Genomic DNA, 23,023 nt, shown 5'->3' on the forward strand with positions numbered 1-23,023 from the left:
GAACAGCTCGCCGACCTCGCCCGCCGCGACCGGCCTCAGGTCCGAGGTCAGCACACCGGCGCCGACCTCGGGCCAGGCGCGTCCGATGGGGGGACGGGTCCGCCTGGCGGCCTCGTCGGCGGTGACCGAGGTACAGCGGTCCTCCAGCGGTACCAGGCAGCTGGTCACGCCGTTGGCCTCGGCGGAGCCGTACTCCACCGCGACCTCGAAGGGCAGGTCGGGTGCGGGCCACACGCGCACCGCGTCGCTGCCGACCGTCATGAGCCGCAGCGACGTCTCCGCCGGCCACGGCAGGCCGTACAGCGGCTCGGCGAGCGGCATGTTCACGTACGCGCGGGTGATTCCCGAAGCGACCATCCAGTCGCGCAGCTCGGACGGCGAGCCCGCGGTCGCCGCGTCGGCGACGTGCACGCTCGCACCCGAGCAGAGATAGGGCCACAGCTCCACCACCGAGACCGACGAGGCCGGGGGAGCCAGCCAGCTGGAGCGGTCGGCGGGGGTGATGCGGTAGGCCTCGGTGTGGGTGGCGACCCGGTGGGCGATCGCCCGGTGGGTCACCCCGACGAGCTTGGGCCGCCCGGTCGACCCGGAGGTGTGCACCGCGTACGCGAGTTGGTCGGGATGCGCGGGGACGCCGGGCCCTTCGGTGGAGGGTTCGGCGTCCGGGGGGCAGTCGATCACCACGGGACAGCCGTCGAGCACCGGGGCGAGACGGTCCTCGGGCCAGCCGGGGTCGAGCAGCACCGCCGTGCCGCCCGCCTTGCAGACGGCCAGCAGCGCGACGAGCAGCTCGGGGGAGCGGTCCAGCCGTAGCGGGACCGGTGTCTCCGGGCCGACGCCGCGGCGCAGGAGCGACCGGGCCAGGCCATTGGCACGGGCGTCGAGTTCCCGGTAGGTAAGCGACACGGCCCCGGAGACCAGGGCCGTGCTGTCCGGCGTCTCGAACGCCCTCTTCTCGAACAGGGTGTGGACGACGTCCACCTGTCCCTCCGTTCACCCGGCCTTGGCGTCGTGGATGCCGCGGACGGGGATCTCGCCGGTGGCGACCTGGTTGAGGATGAGCCTGGCCCACTCCTCCACGCTGCGGTTCATCCGGCGGGCCGCGTCACGCCACGACTGCTCCTGGTCGGCGGGTACGTCTATCTGGATCACGGCCTTCTGCCTGGCGGTCTCCGGGGCCCGGCCGGAGAGGGCGGCGGTGCGGTGCGCCTTGATCTGGCTGCGCAGGCGGTTGCGGGACCAGTTGAAGCGTTCCGCGCGGTCCAGCCAGAGCGTCTGCTCGTGCTCGGGGAGCGCGGCCACCTCCGCGTGGTGCTGGAGGCTGAGCCTGTCTCGCCGGCGGGATACCGGGAAGCGCCGGGCGACCCAGGCGTAGTTGCGCAGGGTCTGGATGTCGAGGGAGCTCTCCTCGACCGCTCTCTTGTAGCGGTCGGTGTACTCGTTCTCGCCGTAGACCAGCCAGTCGCCGAGCCACCAGGCGGAGGAGTCGGCGATGAGGGAGATCTGGTGGCCGATCCGGCGCCAGGTGTCGAAGGGAAGGCTCACCGGGAGCTGGAGCCCGGTCCGCCTCGGCTTGGCGGACGCGTCCAGGGCGAGTTTGGAACCCTGGGAAGGGGTGGCGCGCGGGCCGGGGACGGATGGTCTGTCATCACGTGGGGGCGGCGCCTGGCGGTTCGCCTCTCGGTTGGGGGAGAGCACCTGCATGCGACTTTTCCTCCGGATTTCTGTGCATGTGGAGTGAGTCAGGTCGGTACCTTACCCACGGTTTTCGGTAGCGCACTTTCGATCATGAGTAATTTCCGGATGCCCTTTCCGGGGTGCGGCGGAAAGCTGGAATCAGGCCGATGACCAGCGAAAATTCCGTTATCCTTGGCGATTATTTTTGTTCTGTGATATGCGCGCCCAGGCAAAATGCGACTTATCGGAAACGGAATTAGTCCATGACCTATCCGGGGTTTCGGTCCGCGAATACACGCACGGTACGTCGTTACGCGATCGCGTACGGTCTCGCCGTCGTGCTGCCCGCCGCTGATGCTGGGGGTCGACGCGGGGACGGCCACCGGCCCCGTCCCGACGCCCTCGGTGGGGGTGGGCCGGCAGCAGCAGGTGCTGGCCACCCCCCTGCTGCTGTTCTCCATCACCGTGGTCGTCGCGCTGGCCCATCTCGGCGGAGCCGTCCTGAGGCGGCTCGGCCGGCCCCGGGTGATCGTCGTGCTGGTCTCCACCGCCGCGACCGCGCCCCTGCTGGAGTTGCCGGACCGCCAGGACGCACGGCGCGGTCGGGAGGTACGGGGGACGGCGGAGGCCCGGGTACGCCGGTCTGCCTGAGCGGCCTCAGGAGGCGCGGGGCAGCACCCGGGGCTCCGCGCCCAGCTCGCGCAGCTTGGCGCGGACCTCGCCGGGACTCTCCCCGGCGACGGTGAGCCGGGAGGTGGCGAACACCTCGCCGTCGGCGTCGGTGATCGGGGCGCCGTTGTAGGGGACCTCGCCGCTGAAGCGGGCGGCGCAGAGATGGTCGCGGAGCTCGGGCCTGGCGTGCAGGGAGAAGATCGGCAACCGGGTGGCCATCGCGGCCAGCCGCATGGTGCCCGACACCCGGGGGTTGATCTCCAGCAGGTGCACCTCGCCGGCCGGGGTCAGCAGGAACTCCGCCTCCAGGTAGCCGTGCGCCTCGGCCAGATCGGCCAGCCGCTTGCCCACGGCTCGCAGCTTGCGGTCCCAGGTGCCGCCGAGCGCCGGGTCCGGGCAGAGCCGCAGCCGCTGCCACGGCGGCACCAGGTCCTGGGTGGTCGGACCCTTCCACACCGGCGGGAAGGTCGCCGTGCCGTGCTCGTCGCGGTAGATCAGCACCGAGTACTCGACCCCGTCGACGTACAGCTCGCCCAGCTCGTTGGGGGCCAGACGGCACTCGCCCGCGCGGGCCAGCCGGGTGCCGGCACTCTGCGTCCCGTGCCGGTCCTTGATCACCACGGGGGTGTCGGGGCCGGCCTCGGGCAGCGGCTCACCGGCCCGCGCCCACGGTGGGGAGACCAGGCGGTAGCGGTCGAAGAACTCCTTCATCAGGATCTTGTCGCTGCCCAGCGAGGCGCAGAGCCGCGACTGGCACTCGGTCCGGTGGCCGAGCTCGCGGAGCCGGAACGCGAGCAACTGGTCGCGGCCGAGCGTCGCGTGGCTGGAATGGAAGATCACCGTCGCCCGCGGGGTCCGGCCGATCGCCTCCAGCAGCGGGGCCACGTCCACGCCGGCCTCCTCCCCGGTGAAGACGGCCCGGTCCCCGGGGGCGAGGTCGACGAAATGGCCGAACCAGCTCTCCAGGCTGGCGGGGGCGACGGCATGGATAACGGGAAACGTCTGTCGGCTCATTTGGATTACTCCGGAATCGACGCTGGAAACAGGGGCGACGTTACGCGGTACGGGCCATCGAGAATGCCTCGTCGAACGCCTCCAGATACGCGCCGACCAGCGGCGAGTTCTGTTCCCAGAGGAAATTCACCGGCAATTTCATCCAGCGGGCGAACAATTCCGCGGAACGCGGAAACGGGCGGTCGTTCACCGTGGCCGCAGCCCGCACCGCGGCGGCGACCTGGGGTGACCAGTCAGGTGCGGTGCCCTGGAAGAGGGGGAAGACGTGCAGCGGCCGGGTGGCCGGGGCGCGCACCTTCAGACCGCGCTCCTGGCCGGCCGCCACCAGGCCGTCCCTGCTGAACGGGCACTCCGGCGTCACCTCGACGACCCCGTCGTACCACGCGCCCATCGTGACGCCCTCGGCGATGGGGGAGGGGCGCACCCCCGGCAGCTCGCCGAGCCCCGAAGACAGGGCCGACACGTTGGCCACCCGGCGCTCCACCAGTTCGTCCAGCCGGTCGAGGTGGCTCTGGGCCAGTACCGCGCCGGGCGTGGAGATGCGGAAGTTGCCGCCGAGACCGGTCAGCAGGAACGGCCGGTAGCGGACGGCGTCGATGGTCAGGTCGGTGCGGTGCCGGAAGTTGGTCAGCAGGCAGGCGCGGGCGAAGACGTCCTCGGAGTCGGTCAGCAGCATGCCGCCCATGCCCCCGGAGACCAGCTTCCTGCCGCCCACACTGAAGATCGCGATATCGCCCAGAGAGCCCACCGGCCGGGAACGGAAGGTGGAGCCGTGGGCGTGCGAGCAGTCCTCGACCAGGGCGAGCCCGCGCCGGGAGGCCAGCGCACGCAGGGCGTCCATGTCGCAGCTGTGGCCCCACAGATGGGTGACGACGATCGCGACGGTACGCGGTGTGACCAGTGCCTCCACGGCCGAGGGGACCACGTTCCCGGTGGCGTCGCCCGCGTCGCAGAGCACCGGCACCGCGCCCAGCAGGAACAGCGGCGAGGCGGTGCTGAAGAACGTGAGGTCCGGGACGATCACCTCGTCACCGGGGCCGATGCCCAGCGCGAAGTAGGCGGCCAGCAGTCCCGTGGTACCCGAGGTGAGCGCCAGGGCGTGGGCGCGGCCGTGCCGCTCGGCGAACGACCGTTCCAGCTCGGCCAGTTCGGGCCCGTAGTCGTAGTCGAACGTGCGCCCCCGCGTCACCAGCTCGGCGACCCTGGCCGCCGCGCCGTCGTCGTAGACCGGCCATTCGAGCGGGTGCGGCGGGCCCGCGAGTGCACCTTCCAGCGAGCTCACGCGTCCACCTCCCGGCGCGCCACCAGCCTGGTCACCGCGTGGGTGTGCGGCTCCTCGTGGCCGGTGTGGGTGTGGGTGGAGTCGGTGTCGGTGGCGCTCAGCACGGTCCATCCGTCGTACCTGGCGAGGTACCAGTCGTGGGGCAGCAGGACCGGCAGGCGCATCTCGCCGGCGGGAGGCCGGTAGGCGTGGCCGCCGTTGAACATCAGCAGGGCGTTGACCCCTCCCGGGGAGGTCGCGGCCTGGAGCCTGGCGATGACGTCGGCCACCTGCCTCTCGTCCCGCAGCCAGTGCAGGACGCTGCACGCCAGCACCCCGTCGAACGAGCCGGGCGCGAGCCGGGTGGTGCGCGCGTCGCCCCGGCGCCACTCGATCCCGCCGGCCCCACCGCCGGTACTGCCCCAGGCCCGCGCGCCGTTCTCCAGCGCGGCGGCCGACACGTCCATCGCCAGCACCCGCGCGCCCCGCTGGGCGAGTCGCACCGCGTTGCGCCCCTCGCCACACCCCACGTCGAGCACCGTGGGCGCGCCCGCGCCAGGTGGAGCGGAGGGCGGAGCGATCTCCTCGGGTGCCGGGGGCAGCGAGAGCGCGTCCGCCAGGGTGTCGGAGATCCCGTCCGGCCTGCGCCCCCACAGGCAGGTGGTCCGGGTGTAGCGGGCGTCGCAACCACCGTCGTCGTAGCCGTTCGATCGCGTGTGAGGTCTCATCTGGCGGAGGCTAGGCGCGGCCCTGAGCACCGTCAACGGAGGTGGGCGGCCGCCGTGCGCCGCGGGGTCCGCGCGGGTACGAGCCTCGACTTGTCGCGCGCCGAGCTCACCCGGGTGGGGTAGTCGCCGGTGATGCACCCCTCGCAGAGGCCCTCGCCCGCCGCGCTCCCGAGCGTGTGCCGCATGCCCGCCACCGACAGATGCGCCAGGCTCGTCGCGCCGATGATCCGGCACACCTCCTCGACCTCGCGCCCGGTCGCCACCAGCTCACCGGTGTCGACGATGTCCACCCCGTAGTGGCAGGGCGAGATCAGCGGCGGCGCGGCGATCCGCACGTGCACCTCGCTCGCCCCCGACTCGCGCAGCAGCGCGACGATGCGCCGCATGGTGGACCCGCGCACCATCGAGTCGTCGACCACCACGACCCTGGCCCCGTCCACCGGTGAGCCGACGGAGAACTTGCGCCGCAGCTTGCGCTCACGCCGTCGCAGGTCGGGCTCGATGAACGTCCTGCCCACCCGCTCGTCACGGACCAGCGCCCCGGCCAGCGGCAGTCCCGCGGCCCGCGCGTACCCGCGGGCCGCCGGCACGCCGGAGGCCGGGACGGCCACGACCAGGTCGGCGTCCACCGGGGACTCCAGCGCCAGCCGCTCGCCGAACGCCACCCGCGTCGCGCCGGTTCTGGCGCCGCCGATCCTGGAGTCCTGCCTGGTCAGATAGAGGTGCTCGAAGACGCAGAAGCTGCGCGGGGCGGGCTCCGCCACGCGGTGCGCCCCGATCGGGCGGCCGTCGCGCAGCACCAGCACCTCGCCCGGTTCCACCTCCCGCTGCTCGGTGCAGCCGAGCGCGTCGAGGGTGCAGGTCTCCGAGGCGACGACCGCTCTGCCCTCGGTGAACCCCGCCACCAGGGGGCGCAGGCCGTGCGGGTCCCGGAAGGCCACGAGGTACTCGCCGACGGCGCACACCACCGAGTACGCGCCCCGCAGCACCCGCGTGGCCCGCGCGACCCCGGCCACGATCGGGCCGGGGGCCGCGGGCTGCCGGTCCTCCGGGCCGGGAGCCGAGGCGAGTGCCGTGCCGGGTGTCTCGCCCGCGTCGGCGAGCAGGGCGAGGATGATCTCGGAGTCGCTGGTCGAGCGGAACCCGTACCCCTCGCGGCCGAGCCGGGCGCGCAGCTCGGCGGCGTTGACGAGGTCCCCGTTGTGCGCCAGCGCGATGCGCCGTGCCTCGTGCACGAAGGGCTGGGAGTTCTCCGGCACCGTGGCGCCGGTGGTGGAGTACCGGGTGTGGGCGACCGCCACTCTCCCGGCTCGCCAGGCCGCGAGGCCGTCACGGGCCGGGGCACCGCGGTTCGGGTCATCGTGGGGCGAGTCACCACAGGCCGAGCGCGAGGCGAAACCGAGCGCCCGCCGGACCTGCACGCCGCCGGGGCCGGCCACCGCGATGCCCCAGGACTCCTGGCCGCGGTGCTGCAGGGTGACGAGCCCGTCGAAGGCCGGTTGCCCGGCTGTTGCTTCGATAACGGATACGCCGACTATTCCGCACATACGCTCCCCTTCAAAACCCTAACATTTCCCGAAAAACGCGTTAAATCGCTTCTGTCGGGCCATGGCATTGTTCTGCTGGCAGGCCCTATCGAATGATGAATGAAGCGAAGGAGATCCAGAATGTCGGAGGACGCCGAGTACACGGTGGTGCGCAATCACGAGGAGCAGTACTCCATCTGGTGGACCGACCGTGACATTCCCGAGGGCTGGCGGAGTGTCGGCCACAGCGGCAGCCGCGAGGAGTGCCTGGCCCACATCGAGGAGGTCTGGACGGACATGCGCCCGCTGAGCCTGCGCCGGTGGATGGACGGCGAGCGATCCTGACCCGCGGGCGCACCGACGAACAGTCCCGGAAGGAACGGTCCCCGAAGGAGGAGCCGATGGACACGATCCAGGAGCACGACGCGCGCCTGGTCGTCGAGGAGTGGAACCGCACCGAGCTGGCCGACGAGCCGGCGACCGTCATCGAACGGTTCGCCGCCCAGGTCGCCAGGTCGCCCGGTGCCACGGCGCTGACGGACGAGGAGGGCACGACCCTCGGCTACGACGAGGTGCGCCGCGCCGCCAACCGACTGGCCGGGCACCTGCTCGGCCTCGGCCTGCGCACTGAGGACCGCTGCGCCATCTACCAGCGCCGTTCGGCCGGCCTGGTGGTGTCCATGTTCGGCACGCTGGCCGCCGGGGGCGCCTACGTCCCGATCGACGAGGGCAACCCGCCCGAACGGGTCGAGGCGATCCTGCGCGACGCCGGCACCGCCGTGGTGCTGGCCGACTCCACCACCGAGGCCGAGGTGCCGCCGGGCCCGTGGTTCGTGGTGAACGTCGACGACCACCCGGGAAGGGAGGAGGGCGATCCCGGGGTGCCGCTGCACCCGGCCAACCTCGCCTACGTCATGTACACCTCCGGCAGCACCGGGACGCCCAAGGGCGTCCTCATCGAGCACCGCGCGGTCACCGCGTTCGTCCGGGGCGCCCAGCACCTGTACGGGCTCTCCCCGCAGGACCGCCTCGTGCAGTTCTCCTCGATCGCCTTCGACGTCTCCACCTTCGACGCCTTCGGGGCGCTGCTGTCGGGGGCCACCCTGCACGTCGCCGCCGCCGAGACACGTACCTCCGCCGAGCGCTTCCGCGACCTGCTGCGCGAGCGGCGCATCTCCGTCTACATGGGCACCCCCGGCATGCTGAGACTGCTGGAGCCCGGCGACTTCCCCGACCTGCGGGTGCTCGCGGTCGGCGGCGAGAGCTACTCGGGTGAGTTCACCACCCGCTGGGCGGCCGGACGCAGGTTCGTCAACAGCTACGGGCCCACCGAGACCACGGTCGGCGTGATCACCCAGGAGTGCCGGGGAAGCTGGGACACCTCACCGCCCATCGGGCGCGCCATGCCCAACCACCGGGCCTACGCCCTGGACGCGTCGATGTGCCCGGTCCCGATCGGCACGGTCGGCGAGCTGTACGTCGGCGGTCCCGGCCTCGGCCGCGGCTACCTGGGCCGCCCCGGCACGAGCGCGCTCTCCTTCGTCCCCGACCCGTTCGCCACCACGCCGGGCGAGCGGCTCTACCGCACCGGCGACCTGGTGCGCTGGACCGCCGACGGCGAGTTGGTCTTCGCCGGGCGAGCCGACCGCCAGGTCAAGGTACGCGGTGTCCGCGTCGAGCCGGAGGAGATCGAGCAGACCCTCCGCAGGCACCCGGCGGTCGCGCACGCCGTGGTCGAGGCGGAGGCGCGGGGCGACGGCGACGCCCGCCTGATCGCCTACGTCGTCTCCACGACGGGGGAGCCGCCCGGCGTGACCGAGCTGCGCGAGACCGCCGCCCGGTGGCTGACGGCCCCGCTGGTCCCCAACGAGTTCGTCCACGTCCCGGAGATCCCGCTCACCCCGGCAGGCAAGGTCGACCGCGACGCCCTGGCCGCGGCCCGACAGGAACGCACCGGCGCCGGTGCTGACGATGGCGCCGAGTGGACGCCGACCAGGCGCAGGGTGGCCGAGGAGATCGTGAAACCGCTGCTCGGCGTCGACTCCCTCGGCCCGCACGACCACTTCTTCGAGCTGGGCGGCACCAGCATCCAGGTCATCCAGCTCCTCGGCCGGGTCCGCACGATCTTCGGCATCGAGGTGCCGGTCGCCGACTTCTTCGACCGGCCCACCATCGCCGGAGTCGCCGACGCCGTCGACTCAGAGGTCCGCTCCGATCTCAAGGACATCGTCCGCGAGGGCTGGGACGACATCGCCGACCGCTACGCCGCCTTCCAGTCGGAGTTCTCCGACGGCCCCCGTATGGAGTGGACCGGCCACCTGCTCGCGATGCTGCCCGCCGGCGGCTCGGTGCTGGAGCTGGGCGTCGGCGGCGGGCACGAGTCCTCGCGCCGCCTGGCCGAGGCGCACGCCCTCACCGCCGTCGACATCTCCGCCGAGCAACTCAAGCTCGCCGAGAGGACACTGCCCGGCGCGACGCTCGTGCAGGCCGACATGGCCCAGGCGCGGTTCCCCGACGCCTCCTTCGACGCCGTCGTGTCCATCTACACCCTCACCCACCTGCCGCGCGAGGAACTGCCCGGCCTGCTGGGCGACATCGCCCGCTGGCTGAAGCCGGGCGGTCTGCTGCTCGCCACCCTGATGACCGAGGACATCCCCGGCGCGATCGAGGAGTGGTTCGGCTCGACCATGTTCTTCTCCGGCTTCCCCACCCAGGAGAACCTTCAACTGCTGCGCGCGGCGGGCCTGGTACCCGAGCGCGAGGAGGTCGTGGCACAGCGGACACCGCTCGGGGAGTCGCGCTTCCTGTGGGTGATCGCCAGGAGGACGGAGACAGCGTCGTGACCGGACTGCCCGTCCGCACCGCCCCGCTCTCCTACCTGCAGGAGCAGCTCTGGTTCGTCGAGCAGGACGATCCCGGCAACGGCTCGTACAACGAACTGAAGGTACTCGTCCTGGACGGCACGCTGGACGCGGCCAGGCTCGGCCGGGCATTGGAGCGGGTGGTGGCCCGGCACGACGTGCTGCGCACCACCTTCGTCTACCAGGGAACCGAACCGGTGCAGGCGATCTGGGCGCGGGGCCCCGTACTGCGCGAGGCGTCCGTCGGCGGCGAGCAGGCGCTCATGGAGTACGCCCGCGAGGTCGCCGAGGCCCCCTACGATCTGGCCTCGGGGCCGCTGCTGCGCGCCTCGCTCGTCACGCTCGGCTCGGAGCGGCAGGCGCTCGTGCTCGGGGTGCACCACATCATCAGCGACGGCTTCTCGATGAACCTGCTGCTCGACGAGCTGGACGTGGCCTACCGGGGCGAGCCGTACGGTGGGACCTCGATCGAGCCGGCGGGCGAGACGCCGGCCGGACCGCCGGGCGAGACCCTGGCCAGGTCGCAGGGGGAGTCATCGGGTGGGCCGCTGGGCGAGCGGCCCGCCCAGTACGGCGACTTCGCCCGCTGGCAGCGCGAGCAGTTCGCCGGCGGCCGCCTGGCCGCCGACGTCGACCACTGGCGGCGGGCGCTCGACGGCGCGCCCACGGTGCTGGAGCTGCCCGCCGACCGGCCCCGGCCGCGCCGGCGGGACAGCGCGGGCAGGCGCGAGCGCTTCCCGCTCGCCGGTGACCTGACCGGCCCGCTCGGCGAGGTCGCCGAGCGGGTCGGCGGCACCCTCTTCACCGTGCTGCTGGCCGCCTTCGCCGCCACCCTCTACCGCTACACCGGACGCGGCGACATGGTGCTGGGCACCGGCGCACCCGGTCGTCCCGGACGCGACTTCGACGGCGCGCTCGGCTTCTTCGCCAACATCGTGCCGGTACGGCTGCGCCCGGCGGGCGAGCTCCCCTTCACCGAGCTGGCCGACGCGGTCAGCGAGGCCGCCTTCGACGCCTTCGACCACCAGTACGTGCCGTTCGAGAAGCTCGTGGAGTTCCTGCAGCCCGAGCGCGACGCCGGGCACACCCCCCTGGTGCAGGTCGTCTTCACCATGTGGGACGCCGGCGCGGCCGAGTGCTCCATCGGCGGCGTGCCCGCCGCCGAGGTCGAGGTGACACGCGGCCGGTCCCGCTTCGACGTCGCGGTCGAGGCGGTACGGCGGGGTGACCGGGTCGACTTCTTCGTCGAGTACGACGACGCCCTCTTCGACGAGGCCACGATCGCCCGCCTGATGCGCCACTACGAGCGGGTGTTGCGGGCGGTCGCCGCCGACCCCGCCCAGCCCCTCTCGGACATCCCGATGATCTCCCCGGAGGAGTGGGCCACCCTCACCCAGGGCGACGTGAGCGTGCTCGATCCCGACGGCAATGTGCTGCCCGCCGGGGCCGTCGGCCAGCTGGTCCGCCGTTCCGGCGAGCACGGGCACACCGGCCGCCTGGCCGCCCGCAGGCCCGACGGGCGGGTGGTCGAACGCGGACGCGAGGACCGGCTGGTCAGCTTCGGCTCCTTCCAGGTGCAACTGGAGGACGTCGAGGAGGTCCTGCGCGCCCACCCCGCCGTACGCGACGCCGCGGTCATCGCGGTCGAGGGCGGCGCGGGACGGGAGCTGGTCGCCTACGCCGTCGCGGAGCAGTCGCCCGGCGATCTGCGGACCGTTCTGGTCGAGCGGCTGCCGCAGTACATGGTGCCCGCCGCCATCGTGGCGGTCGACCACATCCCGCGCGGCGAGGACGGCCGCATCAGGACCGCCCTGCTGCCCGAGGCGGCCGAGATCGGCGAGCGGGCCGGGCTGCCCGCCCTGGAGGCCGCGCTCTGCGTCATCTGGGCGCGCGTCATGAACCTCGACGAGGTGGAGCCGGACGACGACTTCTTCACCCTGGGCGGCCACTCGATGCTGGCGGCCCGGCTGGTACGCGAGATCGCCTCGGTGCTCGCCGTACGCGTCCCGCTGATGGCCCTCTTCGAGCACTGCACCCCCGCCGACCTGGCCGACTACCTGGCGGCCAGGTATCCCGCACTGGAACACACGCTCGCCGGCGCGAGCCGCGCCAACCGTGCAGGGCAGCCCATGATGGGGCAGCCGACCGGCGGTGCCGGTCGCCCGGACCCCACCGCGGGACAGGCCGGGGAACCGGAGCCGGAGCAGACGCCTGACGACACGGACCGCGCCGAGCCCGCCGGGCAGGCCGTACCGGACGGCGCGGAACCAGGCGGCTGCGCGCTTTCCACCGCGCAGCTGCAGATCTGGATCAACGAGCAGCTCGCGGGCGGCGACGCCCGGGACTTCATCGCCGCCGTCACCTACCGGGTGCGCGGCCCGCTCGACGTGGACGCGCTGCGCGGCGCTCTCGACGTGCTCGTCGCCCGGCACGAGAACCTGCGCGCCCGGGTGGCGCTGGTGGGCGACGTGCCGGTGCTGCGCTTCGACGCCGGGGTGCGCGTCGAGCTGCCCGTCGAGGACCTCACCGGTCTGCCCGAGGCCGGGCGGGCGGCGGAGGCGGCCCGCCGTACCGCCCGGGACGCCGGGCGCGGCTTCGACCTGTCCGCCGCCCCCCTGATGCGGGCCACTCTCTACCGTCTAGGCGACGGCGACCACGTCCTCGCGCTCATCCAGCACCACCTGGTCACCGACGGCGTCTCGATGGGACTGCTGGTGGGCGAGCTCGGCCGGCTGTACTCCGACCGCGACACCGCGCCCGCCACACCGCACCTGCGCTTCTCCGACTACGTGGCCTGGGAGCAGGCCTGGCTCGGCGGACCCGAGGCCGCCGCCTCGGAGCGGTTCTGGCGGGAACGGCTGCGCGAGGCTCCCGAGCTGGTCCTGCCCAGGACGCGCGACGGGCGGCGGGAGAGCCGCGACACCGAGATGATCGCCCATCAGCTGCCGCCCGCGGACTCGCGCCGGCTGCTCGCACTGGCCAGGCGGAGCAGGAGCACGCCCTACATGCTGGTGACCGCCGCCTTCGCCGCGATGCTGGCCCAGTGGAGCGGCCAGGACGACGTGGTGATCGGCACCACCGCCGACAACCGCCCGCTGCCCGGCCTGGAGGGCGTGGTCGGCTGCTTCGTCAACATGGTGGCGCTCCGCCTCGACTGCGGCGGCGACCCCACCTTCACCGAGCTGGCCGGGCGGGTGCGCCGGACCGTCCTGGAGGCGTACGCGCACCAGAGCACCCCGTTCAACGAGGTGGTATGGGCACTGAAGATCCACCCCGACCCGCGCAGGATGCCACTGTTCCAGGTGACCTCCGACTGGGCGGGCGACGGCCCCGCGGTGCCGGAACTGGCCGGCTGCGAGGTCGGCTTCGACTACGTGCACACCAGGGCCAACCGCTACGAGCTGGAGATGTACGCCGGGATGGCGGGGGAGCGAGTGGTGCTCGACCTGGAGTACGCCGTCGAACTCTGGGACCGGAAGGAGGCCGAGGACCGCCTGGCCCGGGTGGCCGCGCTGCTCACCCGTGCTGTGCTGGCCCCGGACACGAGGCTCTCGGCACTGCTCAGCTGACCGACCGCAACCCGGATGCGGCGATCGGCTGTACCGAAGGAATGATTCATTAAAGTCGACACAAGCCCTGCCGGTTTATTTGCGAAGATCTCTAATTATGCGCGCGAGCCAACCCTCGAGCTGACCTGGCATGCGACACCTGGGCGGCTCCCGTCGGCAAGGTCGTACTACAGCCTGTCATGTCGTAGCCGGTCGCGGAGGGTTCGTGCGACCTGTGCCATGAGTGCCTCGGCTCCTGGCTGGCTGATGGCCGGTACGCGGGATTCGGTGAGTACGGCGACGGCGAAGGCCTGGCCGTCGGTGTGCTCGACGACGCCGACCTCGTGCCGGAGGTTGAGCAGCGTTCCGGTCTTGGAGGACCATCTGGAGGCGTCGGAGCTGAAATCGGGGGTCAGCCTCTGGCGCAGGAGGTTGTCGGCCATCAGGCCCCGTACCCGCTCGGCCACGCCAGGGTTGATCGAAGACGGGGTCCACAGTGCCTGCAGGAGTTCGACGAAGGCCCGTGCGGATCCCGAGTTCGCGCGGGTCACGTCCAGTTGCGGGACCCGGTGCCCCCGCCCGGCCGTTCCCGCCTCGATGGCGAGGAAGTGGGCGAGGTGGACCTCGCCGGGATCGAGACGTTCCGCCGGAGTCTCGATGAGCTCCTGGACGGTGTGGCGGATCGCGATGCCGTGGAGCCCCAGCCCGTGCAGCATCGCCGAGACCTCGGTGGGCGGGGTGAGGGCGAAGAGCGCGTCCGCCGCCGTGCTGTCGCTCACCGCGATGCTGAGGTAGAGCAGGTCGTCGATGGCGACCCGGGTCGGGTGCCGGAACCTGCCCAGCCCGGTCGGTCCCGGCACGGTGATCCCGGTCGGCCGCACCAGGATCTGGGTGGAGCCGTTGAGTTCCCCCTTCCGGATGCGTTCGAGCGTCGCGACGGCGAGCGGGACCTTGACGAGTGAGGCGATCGGGAACTCGAGGTCCGGCTCGATACCGATCTCGTCACCGGTGTGCAGATCCCGGACCAGGAACGATCCGTTCAGTCCGGCGTCGTCGAGCTCTCGCCGGAGCTGTCGCATCAGGTGCTCGACCTTGATGGTGCCCCCCGTCTTGATCATGCCTGGTCGTACGCGCCGAGGCAGCGGGCGATCGGGTGCCAGAGCCGGGTCCGGATGCGCTCCGCGTCGTTCCCGACGGCGGCCGACACCTCGAAGCCGCGGACGAGTTGGATCTCGCCGACGGGGCGCCAGTGTAGCCCCAGTTCCTCGGCCTGCCCGACCGGGCAGAGCAGGAGATCCGCTGAACCGAGGACTTCCGCCACGGCGGAGGTGAGCGTCGCCGAGACGCCGACCTGCGCGGGCTGGAGACCGACGGCATCCCGGATCCGGAACATCGGGTCGCGGATGTGCGGGACGTCGTCCTCGGGCTGGATCCAGATCCGGCGCCTCCGTGACGACCGCGCGGCGCGGCCGGCGCGGAGCGTCTCGATGTAGACCGTCTGTACGGGGAGATCCACGGCGCCGGCGAGTCCGAGCCGTACCGACCAGGTCGCGTCGCCGGGCGGTACGGCGATGAGGGCGGCGCGGACCTCGCGAGAGCGGACGAGTTCCGCCCGTTCGGCCGGCGGGGCAGCATGAAAGTGCAGGTAGACGCCCTTTTGGCGGGCCTCCGCGTCAAGACGTGCCAGGTCGCGAACGGGCACGATGCCGGGAACGGCGAGCCGGAGCGGACTGAGCTTGGCCTGCTCCGCCTCGTACTCCATGTCGTCGGCCAGGCGGACGAGACGCTTCGCCGACGGAAGCATGTCCCGGCCGAACTGGGTGAGTACCGCTCCGCGCGACGACCGGTCGAACAACTGCTCCCCGAGGTGCTTCTCCAGGGCGGCGATCCGGCGGCTCGCGACCGACTGCGGCACCCGGGCGGCCGCCGCCCCCTCCGTGAAGCTCCCTCGTTCGCTCACATTGACGAACACTCGCCAGGCTCCGAGGACGTCCACGAGATGATCGTATGCCATTTCAGCATGGAACTCGCCACTTCTGTCTTTGACCGCATCGACCGGCGGCGTGAGACTGCCTGTCGCATCCAACCCGCAACCGGAAGGCATCACCATGCGTCTGCGACAGGCCGCACTCTCGGTGCTGGCATCACTCACGCTCGTCCCGCTGACGGGCATCACCGCGGCAGGCCACGCGTCCGCCGCGTCCGCCGCCTCGCCGGTGACCCAGGTGGTATCGGGCGAGGCCCAGGCCAGGAAGGAACTGCGCACGCTGGAGGCGTCCTTCAAGGTCCGCGTCGGCGCGTACGCGATCGACACCGCCACCGGTAAGACGGTCACCTATCGTGCGGGCGAGCGTTTCCCGATGCTCTCCACCTTCAAGGCGATGGCCGCCGCGGCCGTGCTGCACAAGGCCCGCACCTCAGAGCCCGGCCTGATGGACAAGGTCGTCCGCTGGACGGACGCCGAGGTGAAGGAGAACTCCCCGGTCACCAAGGATCACGTCAAGGACGGGCTGACCGTCGCGCAGCTGTGCGAGGCGGCCATCACCCAGAGCGACAACACCGCGGGCAACATGTTGCTCAAGCAGCTCGGCGGCCCGGCCGGCCTGACCGGCTACTTCCGGACGCTGAAGGACCCGATCTCCCGGCTGGACCGGTGGGAGACCGAGCTCAACGACTGGAACCCCAAGGAGCGGCGCGACACCACGACGCCCGCGGCCATGGGCCGTGACCTGCGCGCGGTCACGGTAGGAAAGGCCCTCAACGCCAAGGACCGGGCGCGGCTGAACACCTGGCTGATCGCGAACCAGACCGGCGACGAGCGCATCCGCGCGGGCCTGCCCAAGACCTGGAAGATCGGCGACAAGACCGGCACGACCTCGCAGTACGCGGCCGCGAACGACATCGCGATCGTCTGGCCCGGTGAGTCGGCCGCGCCCATCATCATGTCGATCTACACCAACGGCAAGACCGCGGGCGCGGTCCTCGACAACCAGGTGGTCGCGGACACCGCGACGATCCTCGCCCGAGGCCTCGGCAAGCTCTGAGGCGCCTGGTGGGGTGACCACCCACGGGCCACCGGGGCCCGCAAAGACGGCGTCGAGCGCGTCGGCCGGGCGATCGTGTCTCCCACGGTCGAGCACGGATCTTTCTCCTGGTCCAGCGGGGTGAATTGATCAAGGCCCTGAGACGGTGCTGGTCGCGCCGGCTCGGGGCCGTCTCTCTTTCTCCGGGTGACCGGCTCGCGCCGGGCGGGGAGTCCGTACTCCCGCGGGTGGGTGGCGTTCGGTGAACAGCGCGGATGGCCACGGCCGCGGATCGAGAGTTTGCATGACCATGCAGCGCAGTGCATACTCTTGTTTATGTCCAAGGTTCTCACCTCCCTGCCCGCCGGCGAGCGCGTCGGCATCGCCTTCTCCGGCGGCCTCGACACCTCGGTCGCCGTCGCGTGGATGCGCGACAAGGGTGCCGTTCCGTGCACCTACACCGCCGACATCGGCCAGTACGACGAGCCCGACATCGCCTCGGTGCCCGGCCGCGCGGTGACGTACGGCGCCGAGATCGCGCGCCTGGTCGACTGCCGCGCGGCGCTGGTCGAGGAGGGCCTGGCCGCGCTCACCTGCGGTGCGTTCCACATCCGCTCGGGCGGGCGTGCCTACTTCAACACCACGCCGCTCGGTCGTGCCGTCACCGGGACCCTGCTGGTCCGGGCGATGATCGAGGACGACGTGCAGATCTGGGGCGACGGCTCGACGTTCAAGGGCAACGACATCGAACGGTTCTACCGGTACGGCCTGCTCGCCAACCCCCACCTGCGCATCTACAAGCCCTGGCTCGACGCGGACTTCGTGTCCGAGCTCGGCGGCCGCAAGGAGATGTCGGAGTGGCTGCTCGCCCACGACCTGCCCTACCGCGACAGCACCGAGAAGGCCTACTCGACCGACGCCAACATCTGGGGCGCCACCCACGAGGCCAAGACCCTGGAACACCTTGACAACGGCATCGAGACCGTGGACCCGATCATGGGCGTGCGGTTCTGGGATCCCGCGGTCGAGATCCTCGCCGAGGACGTGACCATCGGCTTCGACCAGGGCCGCCCGGTGACGATCAATGGCAAGGAGTTCGCCACCCCGGTCGACCTGGTGATGGAGGCGAACACGATCGGCGGGCGGCACGGCCTGGGCATGTCGGACCAGATCGAGAACCGGGTGATCGAGGCCAAGAGCCGGGGCATCTACGAGGCGCCTGGGATGGCGTTGCTGCACGCGGCGTACGAACGGCTGGTCAACGCGATCCACAACGAGGACACCCTGGCGAGCTACCACACCGAGGGACGGCGGCTCGGCCGGTTGATGTACGAGGGCCGCTGGCTCGACCCGCAGGCGCTGATGCTGCGAGAGTCGCTGCAGCGCTGGGTCGGCACGGCGGTCATCGGTGAGGTGACGCTGCGGCTGCGGCGCGGTGAGGACTACTCGATTCTGGACACCTCAGGCCCGTCCTTCAGCTACCACCCGGACAAGCTGTCGATGGAGCGTACCGAGGACTCGGCGTTCGGCCCGGTGGACCGGATCGGCCAGCTCACCATGCGCAACCTCGACATCGCCGACTCGCGCGCCAGGCTCGAGCAGTACGCCAGCCTCGGCATGGTCGGCACCACCCATGCCGCGCTCATCGGCGCCGCCCAGGCGGCCTCGACCGGACTGATCGGCGCGATGCCGCAGGGCGGCGCCGAGGCCATCGCCTCACGCGGCGAGGTCTCCGGCGACGACGAGATGCTCGACCGCGCCGCGATGGAGTTCGGCACCGACTGAACCGCCGCCGTCTACGGCACCTCTGAGATGACGCGACTCCGGGGACCGGCTTCCGGAGAGCAGCGGCAGCCCCCGATCGGCCTCAGGGCCACCGGGGGCCGGCGCCCCCGCCTGAAGCGGTGTTGACATCCCGGTCGTCTGCTGGTGGGAGGCCGGTCCCGTCGGGACCCCCTGCGGCGCGGACGGCGCGGGCGCCCGCCGCACGCAGGTACGCCAGCAGCTCCGGCGGCTCGTGCACCTGGAACTCGCAGCCGAGCATGAGCAACCGGGAGGCCAGCCACTCCAGGGTGTCGGCGCGCTCGTGCAGGCGGCAGCTGTGCTCGTCGATCGGCTGGACGTCGCCCGGGGCGGTGCCGAGCCGTTGAGCCACCTGGCCGGCCGGAAGACGCAGGGTCGCCAGCACCTCGTAGGTGGGTGCCGACGAGTACAGCTTGTCGGTGATGAAGGCTGCCGCGTCCTGCTCGGGCGGCTCGCGGGGCGGGACCCGCACGCCGGTCGGCCTCGGATCACCGATTCGGTCGACGCGGAAGGTCCGCCAGTCGTCGCGATCGTTGTCGTAGGCCAGGAGGTACCAGCGGCGTGCGGCCGCCACCAGACGGTACGGCTCGACCAGGCGTCTGCTCTTGCTCCCGTCGCCCGCCCGATAGGCGAACCGCAGGCGTTCGCGGTTGGCGGCGGCCCCGGCGAGCACCGTCAGGTTCCGCGGATCAACGCTCGACCCGTTCCCGGTCAGCATCGAGACCAGGGCTGCGGCCAGTGCGGCGACCCGGTGGCGCAGCCGGGACGGCAGCACCTGCTCCAGCTTGGCCAGGGCCCGCACGGACGCCTCCTCGATGCCGTCCACCGGAGTCCCGGCCGCCATGCGCAGGCCGACCGCGATGGCCACCGCCTCCTCGTCGTCCAGCAGCAGCGGCGGCATGGCCTTGCCCGCGGCGAGGCGGTAGCCGCCCACCGCCCCCATCGTCGCCCGCACCGGATAGTCCAGCTCGCGCAGGCGGTCGATATCCCGGCGGATCGTACGGGGGCTGACCCCCAGTCGCTCGGCCAGCTCGCTGCCGGGCCATTCGCGCGGGGTCTGCAAAAGGGACAGCAGTTTGAGCAGTCGTGCGGGGGTGTCGCTCATGGGATCCATCATGCCCGGCCATATGGGACAGGACCTGACCTACATGATTCCTACTCTCGATCATGTCACCGCGACGCACCACCCGGGCCTGCCGGGAACGACGTGGCGGGACCCCGCCCGCCGCGCGGCGGGCGTACCCCCTGAGGAGAGTCATGAGCACCGAGGTCCGCCCCTTCCGCATCGATATCCCCCAGGTAGACCTGGACGAGCTGCGCGACCGGCTGGCCCGCACCCGGTGGCTCCGGCAGCTGCCCGGCGAGGAGTGGAGCCGGGGCGTCCCCGCCGGTTATCTCAAGGACCTGGCCGAATACTGGCGCGGCGAGTACGACTGGCGCCGGCACGAGGCGCAGCTGAACGGGTTTCCGCAGTTCATGACCGAGATCGACGGTCAGGACATCCATTTCCTGCACGTGCGCTCCCCCGAGCCCGATGCCCTGCCGCTCATCCTCACCCACGGCTGGCCGAACTCGTTCGTGGAGTTCACCGACCTCATCGGCCCCCTCACCGATCCCCGCGCGCACGGCGGCGACCCGTCTCAGGCGTTCCACGTCGTCGTGCCGTCGGTGCCCGGATTCGGGTTCTCCGCGCCGCCGCGCGAAACCGGCTGGAACGCCACGCGCGTGGCGCGGATCTGGGCGGAGCTGATGCACCGCCTCGGATACGACCGCTACGGCACCCAGGGCGGGGACTTCGGCGCGTACGTCGCCCCGGAAGTCGCCAAGGTCGCCCCGGATCACGTGATCGGCGTCTATGTCATAAGCGGGCTCGGCTTCCCCACCGAAGACGACGTTCCCGAGATGACCGACGACGAGCGCGCGGCCTACGCGCAGCTCCAGAAGCAGGACTGGATGAACGGCGTGGACCATCATGGGCTGTTGCGCGCGGCGCCCCAGACCTTCGCCTACGGGTGGCACGACTCTCCGGTCGCCGCGCTGGCCTGGATGATGCAGAAGTTCAAGGAGTTCACCGTCGCCGCGAAACCGCCGGAGCAGGTGATCGATCGCGAGCTGATCCTGACCAACGTGAGCCTCTACTGGCTCACCGGGACGTTGGGAACCTCCTCCTGGCCCTACTACGACAGCACGGGCTTCGGCTGGCCGGAGGGTCAGACGGCGGCGCCGACCGGCGTGTACAGCGGGCCGCCCGGAATCCGCCGGCTCGCCGAACGGCACAACACCATCCTTCACTGGCCAGAGGGCAATCCAGGCGGCCACCACTTTGTCGCCATGGAGCAGCCCGATCACGTCGCCGCCGACATCCGCGAGTTCTTCGGCAAGGTCCGCTGACCTTCGCCCGAGGCCGCGTCTCTCACGCCCGGTGACGCGGCCGCACTGCCCCCTTTCGTCTCGGTCGACATATAGGCCCGACGCTGGTCGGGATCCGGAACCGGGTGCTGCTCGGCCACTCCGGACGGCATCCTGGAAAGTACTTGACGATATGGAAACTGGAAAGTACTTTCCAAGTAGGAAAGAAGGAGGGAGCAGCCCATGGAGATCACCCCCGAAGAAGCCGCGCGGTCGCTGGCTCAGGTTCACGAGACGCAGCACAGGGTCCTGCGCGCCGCACCGCCGATGTTCCCCGCCTGGTATCCGGTGACGGTCTGGATCTTCGTCACCGGAATGCAGTTCGTCACCGAGATCACCCCCGCCTGGTGGCTCTGGATCGCCGTGACGGCCCTGTCGGCCGGCCTCGCCGTCGCCGTCCTCAAGTTCGTGATCGACGTCAGGAACGCGAACCTGCGCCCGCACTCCTCCATGACGGATCCATGGGCATGGGCCGGCTTCACCGCCTGGCTGATCACCACCGGTCTCGCGGGCTTCGCGCTGGCGTTGTGGCTCAAGGAACTCGGCGTCGCCTATCCGCGTACCGTCATGGGCGTGATCATGACCGTGGTCGTGGCGGTCACCGCGCCCCTCCTGGCCCGATGGATGTCCGCGCGGACCGCTCGGCGGGCGGAGACGCCGAAGCGATGACGTCGCGACTTGACCCGGCGATCCACGCGCCGACCCGGCTGCAGATCGTCTCCCTGCTGGCCGCCGCCGAGGAGGCCGAGTTCGCGTTCGTACGCGACAACCTGGGCGTCAGTGACTCGGTGCTGTCCAAACACGCGAGCGCCCTGGAGGCGGCCGGCTACGTGAAGATCCGCAAGGGATACGTCGGCAAGCGCCCGAGGACGTGGTTCAGCCTCACCCGCGAAGGACGCGCGGCCTACACCGGCCACGTCGCCGCGCTCCAGGCCATCGTCGCCCGGTCCGGCCTCTCGGTCCTTCCCGACTGAGGAGGAACTCGCGGGGGCCGCGCTGGCCGGATGTCGCCGACGGACCAGCCGTGATCATGCTCTACCCCATCGCGCCCGGTGCCGAATAATTCGGAAAGTCTCCGAAATTTTCATTGATCAATCCTGAGCTCGATGGTCAGGGCAGGGTCAATGAACAGGTGCAATGCTTGCTTGAGAAATCCTTAACCAAGATCAGGCCTTCGCAGGCTTTCGGGAGTCGTTGACAACTCACGGGGTCGGACCGACACTTTCGCCATCACACCGATACTTTCGCTGCCGTTGGACCTCAACACTGTCGATCCGAGTCACCCGCCGCGACCTGCTCCTCCGGTCGTCGACCGCACGACGACCGGCCAACCCCCCACGTGTACGACGCCGACGCGCGGTGGCCGTCCCCCTGGCCACCGGCAGCCCCGCCGGGTCGTATCACGCTGCCCGGCCTCCCGGCCGGCCTTCACGAGGAGGAAGCACGCGCATGAACGACGTCCCCGCCCGCCCGAAGAGCCGCAGACGCGGCCGCATCAGGCTGCTCGTCGGCCGTGCCTGCGCCGTAGCGCTGGCCGTGGCCGTGGCGATGCTGCCCGGCCCCGCCCACGCGGCCATCACCTCCAATCAGACCGGCACCAACAACGGCTACTTCTATTCGTTCTGGACCGACAGTCCCGGGTCGGTCTCCATGGAACTGGGATCCGGCGGCAATTACAGCACCTCATGGAGCAATACCGGGAATTTCGTTGCCGGTAAGGGTTGGAGCACCGGCGGACGCAGGACCGTGAACTACTCAGGCAGCTTCAATCCGTCCGGCAATGCATATCTGACTCTCTATGGGTGGACGAGAAACCCACTCGTGGAGTATTACATCGTCGACAACTGGGGAACTTACCGGCCCACCGGAACGTACAAGGGCACGGTCACCAGCGATGGCGGCACGTACGACATCTACCAGACGACGCGAACCAACGCCCCCTCCATCGAGGGCACCAGAACCTTCAATCAGTACTGGAGCGTCCGGCAGTCAAAGAAAACGGGCGGAACCATAACCAGCGGCAACCACTTCGACGCATGGTCCCGTTACGGAATGAATCTGGGCAGCCATGATTACATGATCCTCGCAACAGAGGGATATCAAAGCAGCGGAAACTCCAATGTAACGGTGGACGGCTCCTCCGGCGGCGGCGGCGGTGGTGGTGGCGGCGGCGGTGGTGCCTGCACCGCGTCGCTGTCCGCGGGGCAGCAGTGGAGTGACCGGTACAACCTCAACGTCTCGGTCAGCGGTTCGAGCAACTGGACCGTGACGATGAACGTCCCGTCCCCAGCGAAGATCATCGCTACCTGGAACATCGGCGCGAGCTACCCCAGCGCCCAGGTGCTGACCGCCAGGCCCAACGGCAACGGCAACAACTGGGGCGTGACGATCCAGCGCAACGGCAACTCGACCTGGCCGACGGTCTCCTGCAGCGCGAGCTGATCTCCGAACACCCGAAACACCACACCTGTGGCGGGGGGGGGGCCGGGCCCCCCCCCCCG

General features: G+C 71.0%; 19 protein-coding genes. 10 read left to right on the top strand and 9 right to left on the bottom strand.

Features of this window, described 5'->3' with window-relative positions:
• Together ABZ260_RS20505 and ABZ260_RS20510 are read right to left on the bottom strand one after the other, a co-directional pair.
• A partial coding sequence (locus tag ABZ260_RS20505) for an AMP-binding protein (protein WP_355619803.1) occupies positions 1-981 on the bottom strand: 981 nt, incomplete at its 3' end.
• Positions 982-993: 12 nt separating this feature from the next.
• Entirely contained in the window at positions 994-1,704 is a 711-nt protein-coding gene (locus ABZ260_RS20510) for an LmbU family transcriptional regulator (protein ID WP_355619806.1), read from the bottom strand.
• 327 nt (positions 1,705-2,031) lie between these two features.
• Between ABZ260_RS20510 and ABZ260_RS20515 the strand changes: the two genes are divergently transcribed.
• Positions 2,032-2,328 carry a hypothetical protein gene (locus ABZ260_RS20515; protein WP_355619809.1) on the top strand — a complete coding sequence of 99 codons (297 nt, stop codon included), beginning with the start codon at positions 2,032-2,034 and terminating at the stop codon, positions 2,326-2,328.
• A gap of 6 nt (positions 2,329-2,334) precedes the next feature.
• Here ABZ260_RS20515 and ABZ260_RS20520 read toward each other — a convergent pair whose 3' ends face one another.
• Genes ABZ260_RS20520 through purF form a run of 4 tightly spaced genes read right to left on the bottom strand, consistent with a single transcriptional unit; the run spans position 2,335 to position 6,899 of the window.
• Complete coding sequence (locus tag ABZ260_RS20520; protein WP_355619812.1) at positions 2,335-3,363, bottom strand: hypothetical protein; 1,029 nt, start codon at positions 3,361-3,363, stop codon at positions 2,335-2,337.
• A gap of 40 nt (positions 3,364-3,403) precedes the next feature.
• Entirely contained in the window at positions 3,404-4,645 is a 1,242-nt protein-coding gene (locus ABZ260_RS20525) for a DegT/DnrJ/EryC1/StrS family aminotransferase (protein WP_355619815.1), read from the bottom strand.
• Entirely contained in the window at positions 4,642-5,352 is a 711-nt protein-coding gene (locus tag ABZ260_RS20530; protein ID WP_355619818.1) for a class I SAM-dependent methyltransferase, read from the bottom strand. Before ABZ260_RS20530 ends, ABZ260_RS20525 begins: the two co-directional genes overlap by 4 nt.
• A 32-nt stretch (positions 5,353-5,384) precedes the next feature.
• Positions 5,385-6,899, bottom strand: coding sequence for an amidophosphoribosyltransferase (gene purF / locus ABZ260_RS20535; RefSeq protein ID WP_355619821.1), 1,515 nt, complete (start codon positions 6,897-6,899; stop codon positions 5,385-5,387).
• Positions 6,900-7,019: 120 nt separating this feature from the next.
• On the opposite strand from purF, the gene ABZ260_RS20540 reads away from it, so the two are divergent.
• From ABZ260_RS20540 to ABZ260_RS20550, 3 genes are read left to right on the top strand one after another with little or no spacing between them, the layout of a single operon-like run.
• Entirely contained in the window at positions 7,020-7,223 is a 204-nt protein-coding gene (locus ABZ260_RS20540) for an MbtH family NRPS accessory protein (RefSeq protein ID WP_355619824.1), read from the top strand.
• A gap of 56 nt (positions 7,224-7,279) precedes the next feature.
• Entirely contained in the window at positions 7,280-9,721 is a 2,442-nt protein-coding gene (locus ABZ260_RS20545) for an amino acid adenylation domain-containing protein (protein WP_355619827.1), read from the top strand.
• Complete coding sequence (locus ABZ260_RS20550; protein ID WP_355619830.1) at positions 9,718-13,308, top strand: condensation domain-containing protein; 3,591 nt, start codon at positions 9,718-9,720, stop codon at positions 13,306-13,308. Before ABZ260_RS20545 ends, ABZ260_RS20550 begins: the two co-directional genes overlap by 4 nt.
• Before the next feature lie 167 nt (positions 13,309-13,475).
• Here ABZ260_RS20550 and ABZ260_RS20555 read toward each other — a convergent pair whose 3' ends face one another.
• Entirely contained in the window at positions 13,476-14,405 is a 930-nt protein-coding gene (locus tag ABZ260_RS20555; RefSeq protein ID WP_355619833.1) for a serine hydrolase, read from the bottom strand.
• A complete protein-coding gene (locus tag ABZ260_RS20560; protein WP_355619836.1) occupies positions 14,402-15,283 on the bottom strand; it encodes a LysR family transcriptional regulator in 882 nt (293 codons plus the stop codon). Before ABZ260_RS20560 ends, ABZ260_RS20555 begins: the two co-directional genes overlap by 4 nt.
• Positions 15,284-15,395: 112 nt before the next feature.
• On the opposite strand from ABZ260_RS20560, the gene bla reads away from it, so the two are divergent.
• Together bla and argG are read left to right on the top strand one after the other, a co-directional pair.
• Positions 15,396-16,331: a class A beta-lactamase gene (gene bla / locus ABZ260_RS20565; protein WP_355619839.1), complete on the top strand. Its 936-nt coding sequence runs from the start codon at positions 15,396-15,398 to the stop codon at positions 16,329-16,331.
• Positions 16,332-16,646: 315 nt separating this feature from the next.
• Complete coding sequence (gene argG, locus ABZ260_RS20570; protein WP_355619842.1) at positions 16,647-18,095, top strand: argininosuccinate synthase; 1,449 nt, start codon at positions 16,647-16,649, stop codon at positions 18,093-18,095.
• Between the two features lie 82 nt (positions 18,096-18,177).
• On the opposite strand, the gene ABZ260_RS20575 is transcribed toward argG, so the two are convergent.
• Positions 18,178-19,218 carry a YafY family protein gene (locus ABZ260_RS20575; RefSeq protein WP_355619845.1) on the bottom strand — a complete coding sequence of 347 codons (1,041 nt, stop codon included), beginning with the start codon at positions 19,216-19,218 and terminating at the stop codon, positions 18,178-18,180.
• A gap of 152 nt (positions 19,219-19,370) precedes the next feature.
• On the opposite strand from ABZ260_RS20575, the gene ABZ260_RS20580 reads away from it, so the two are divergent.
• The 4 genes from ABZ260_RS20580 to ABZ260_RS20595 all read left to right on the top strand — a co-directional run bounded on the left by ABZ260_RS20580 (position 19,371) and on the right by ABZ260_RS20595 (position 22,964).
• A complete protein-coding gene (locus tag ABZ260_RS20580; RefSeq protein ID WP_355619847.1) occupies positions 19,371-20,504 on the top strand; it encodes an epoxide hydrolase in 1,134 nt (377 codons plus the stop codon).
• 201 nt (positions 20,505-20,705) lie between these two features.
• Positions 20,706-21,191 (top strand): hypothetical protein, encoded by a 486-nt coding sequence (locus ABZ260_RS20585; protein ID WP_355619850.1) that lies wholly within the window; start codon positions 20,706-20,708, stop codon positions 21,189-21,191.
• Positions 21,188-21,496 carry a transcriptional regulator gene (locus tag ABZ260_RS20590; RefSeq protein WP_350924973.1) on the top strand — a complete coding sequence of 103 codons (309 nt, stop codon included), beginning with the start codon at positions 21,188-21,190 and terminating at the stop codon, positions 21,494-21,496. The genes ABZ260_RS20585 and ABZ260_RS20590 overlap by 4 nt, the downstream gene beginning before the upstream one ends.
• Before the next feature lie 475 nt (positions 21,497-21,971).
• Entirely contained in the window at positions 21,972-22,964 is a 993-nt protein-coding gene (locus ABZ260_RS20595) for a glycoside hydrolase family 11 protein (protein WP_355619853.1), read from the top strand.
• Positions 22,965-23,023 lie beyond the last annotated feature (59 nt).

The sequence above is a fragment of the Streptosporangium sp. NPDC006013 genome (assembly GCF_040614275.1).
Taxonomy (GTDB): domain Bacteria; phylum Actinomycetota; class Actinomycetes; order Streptosporangiales; family Streptosporangiaceae; genus Streptosporangium.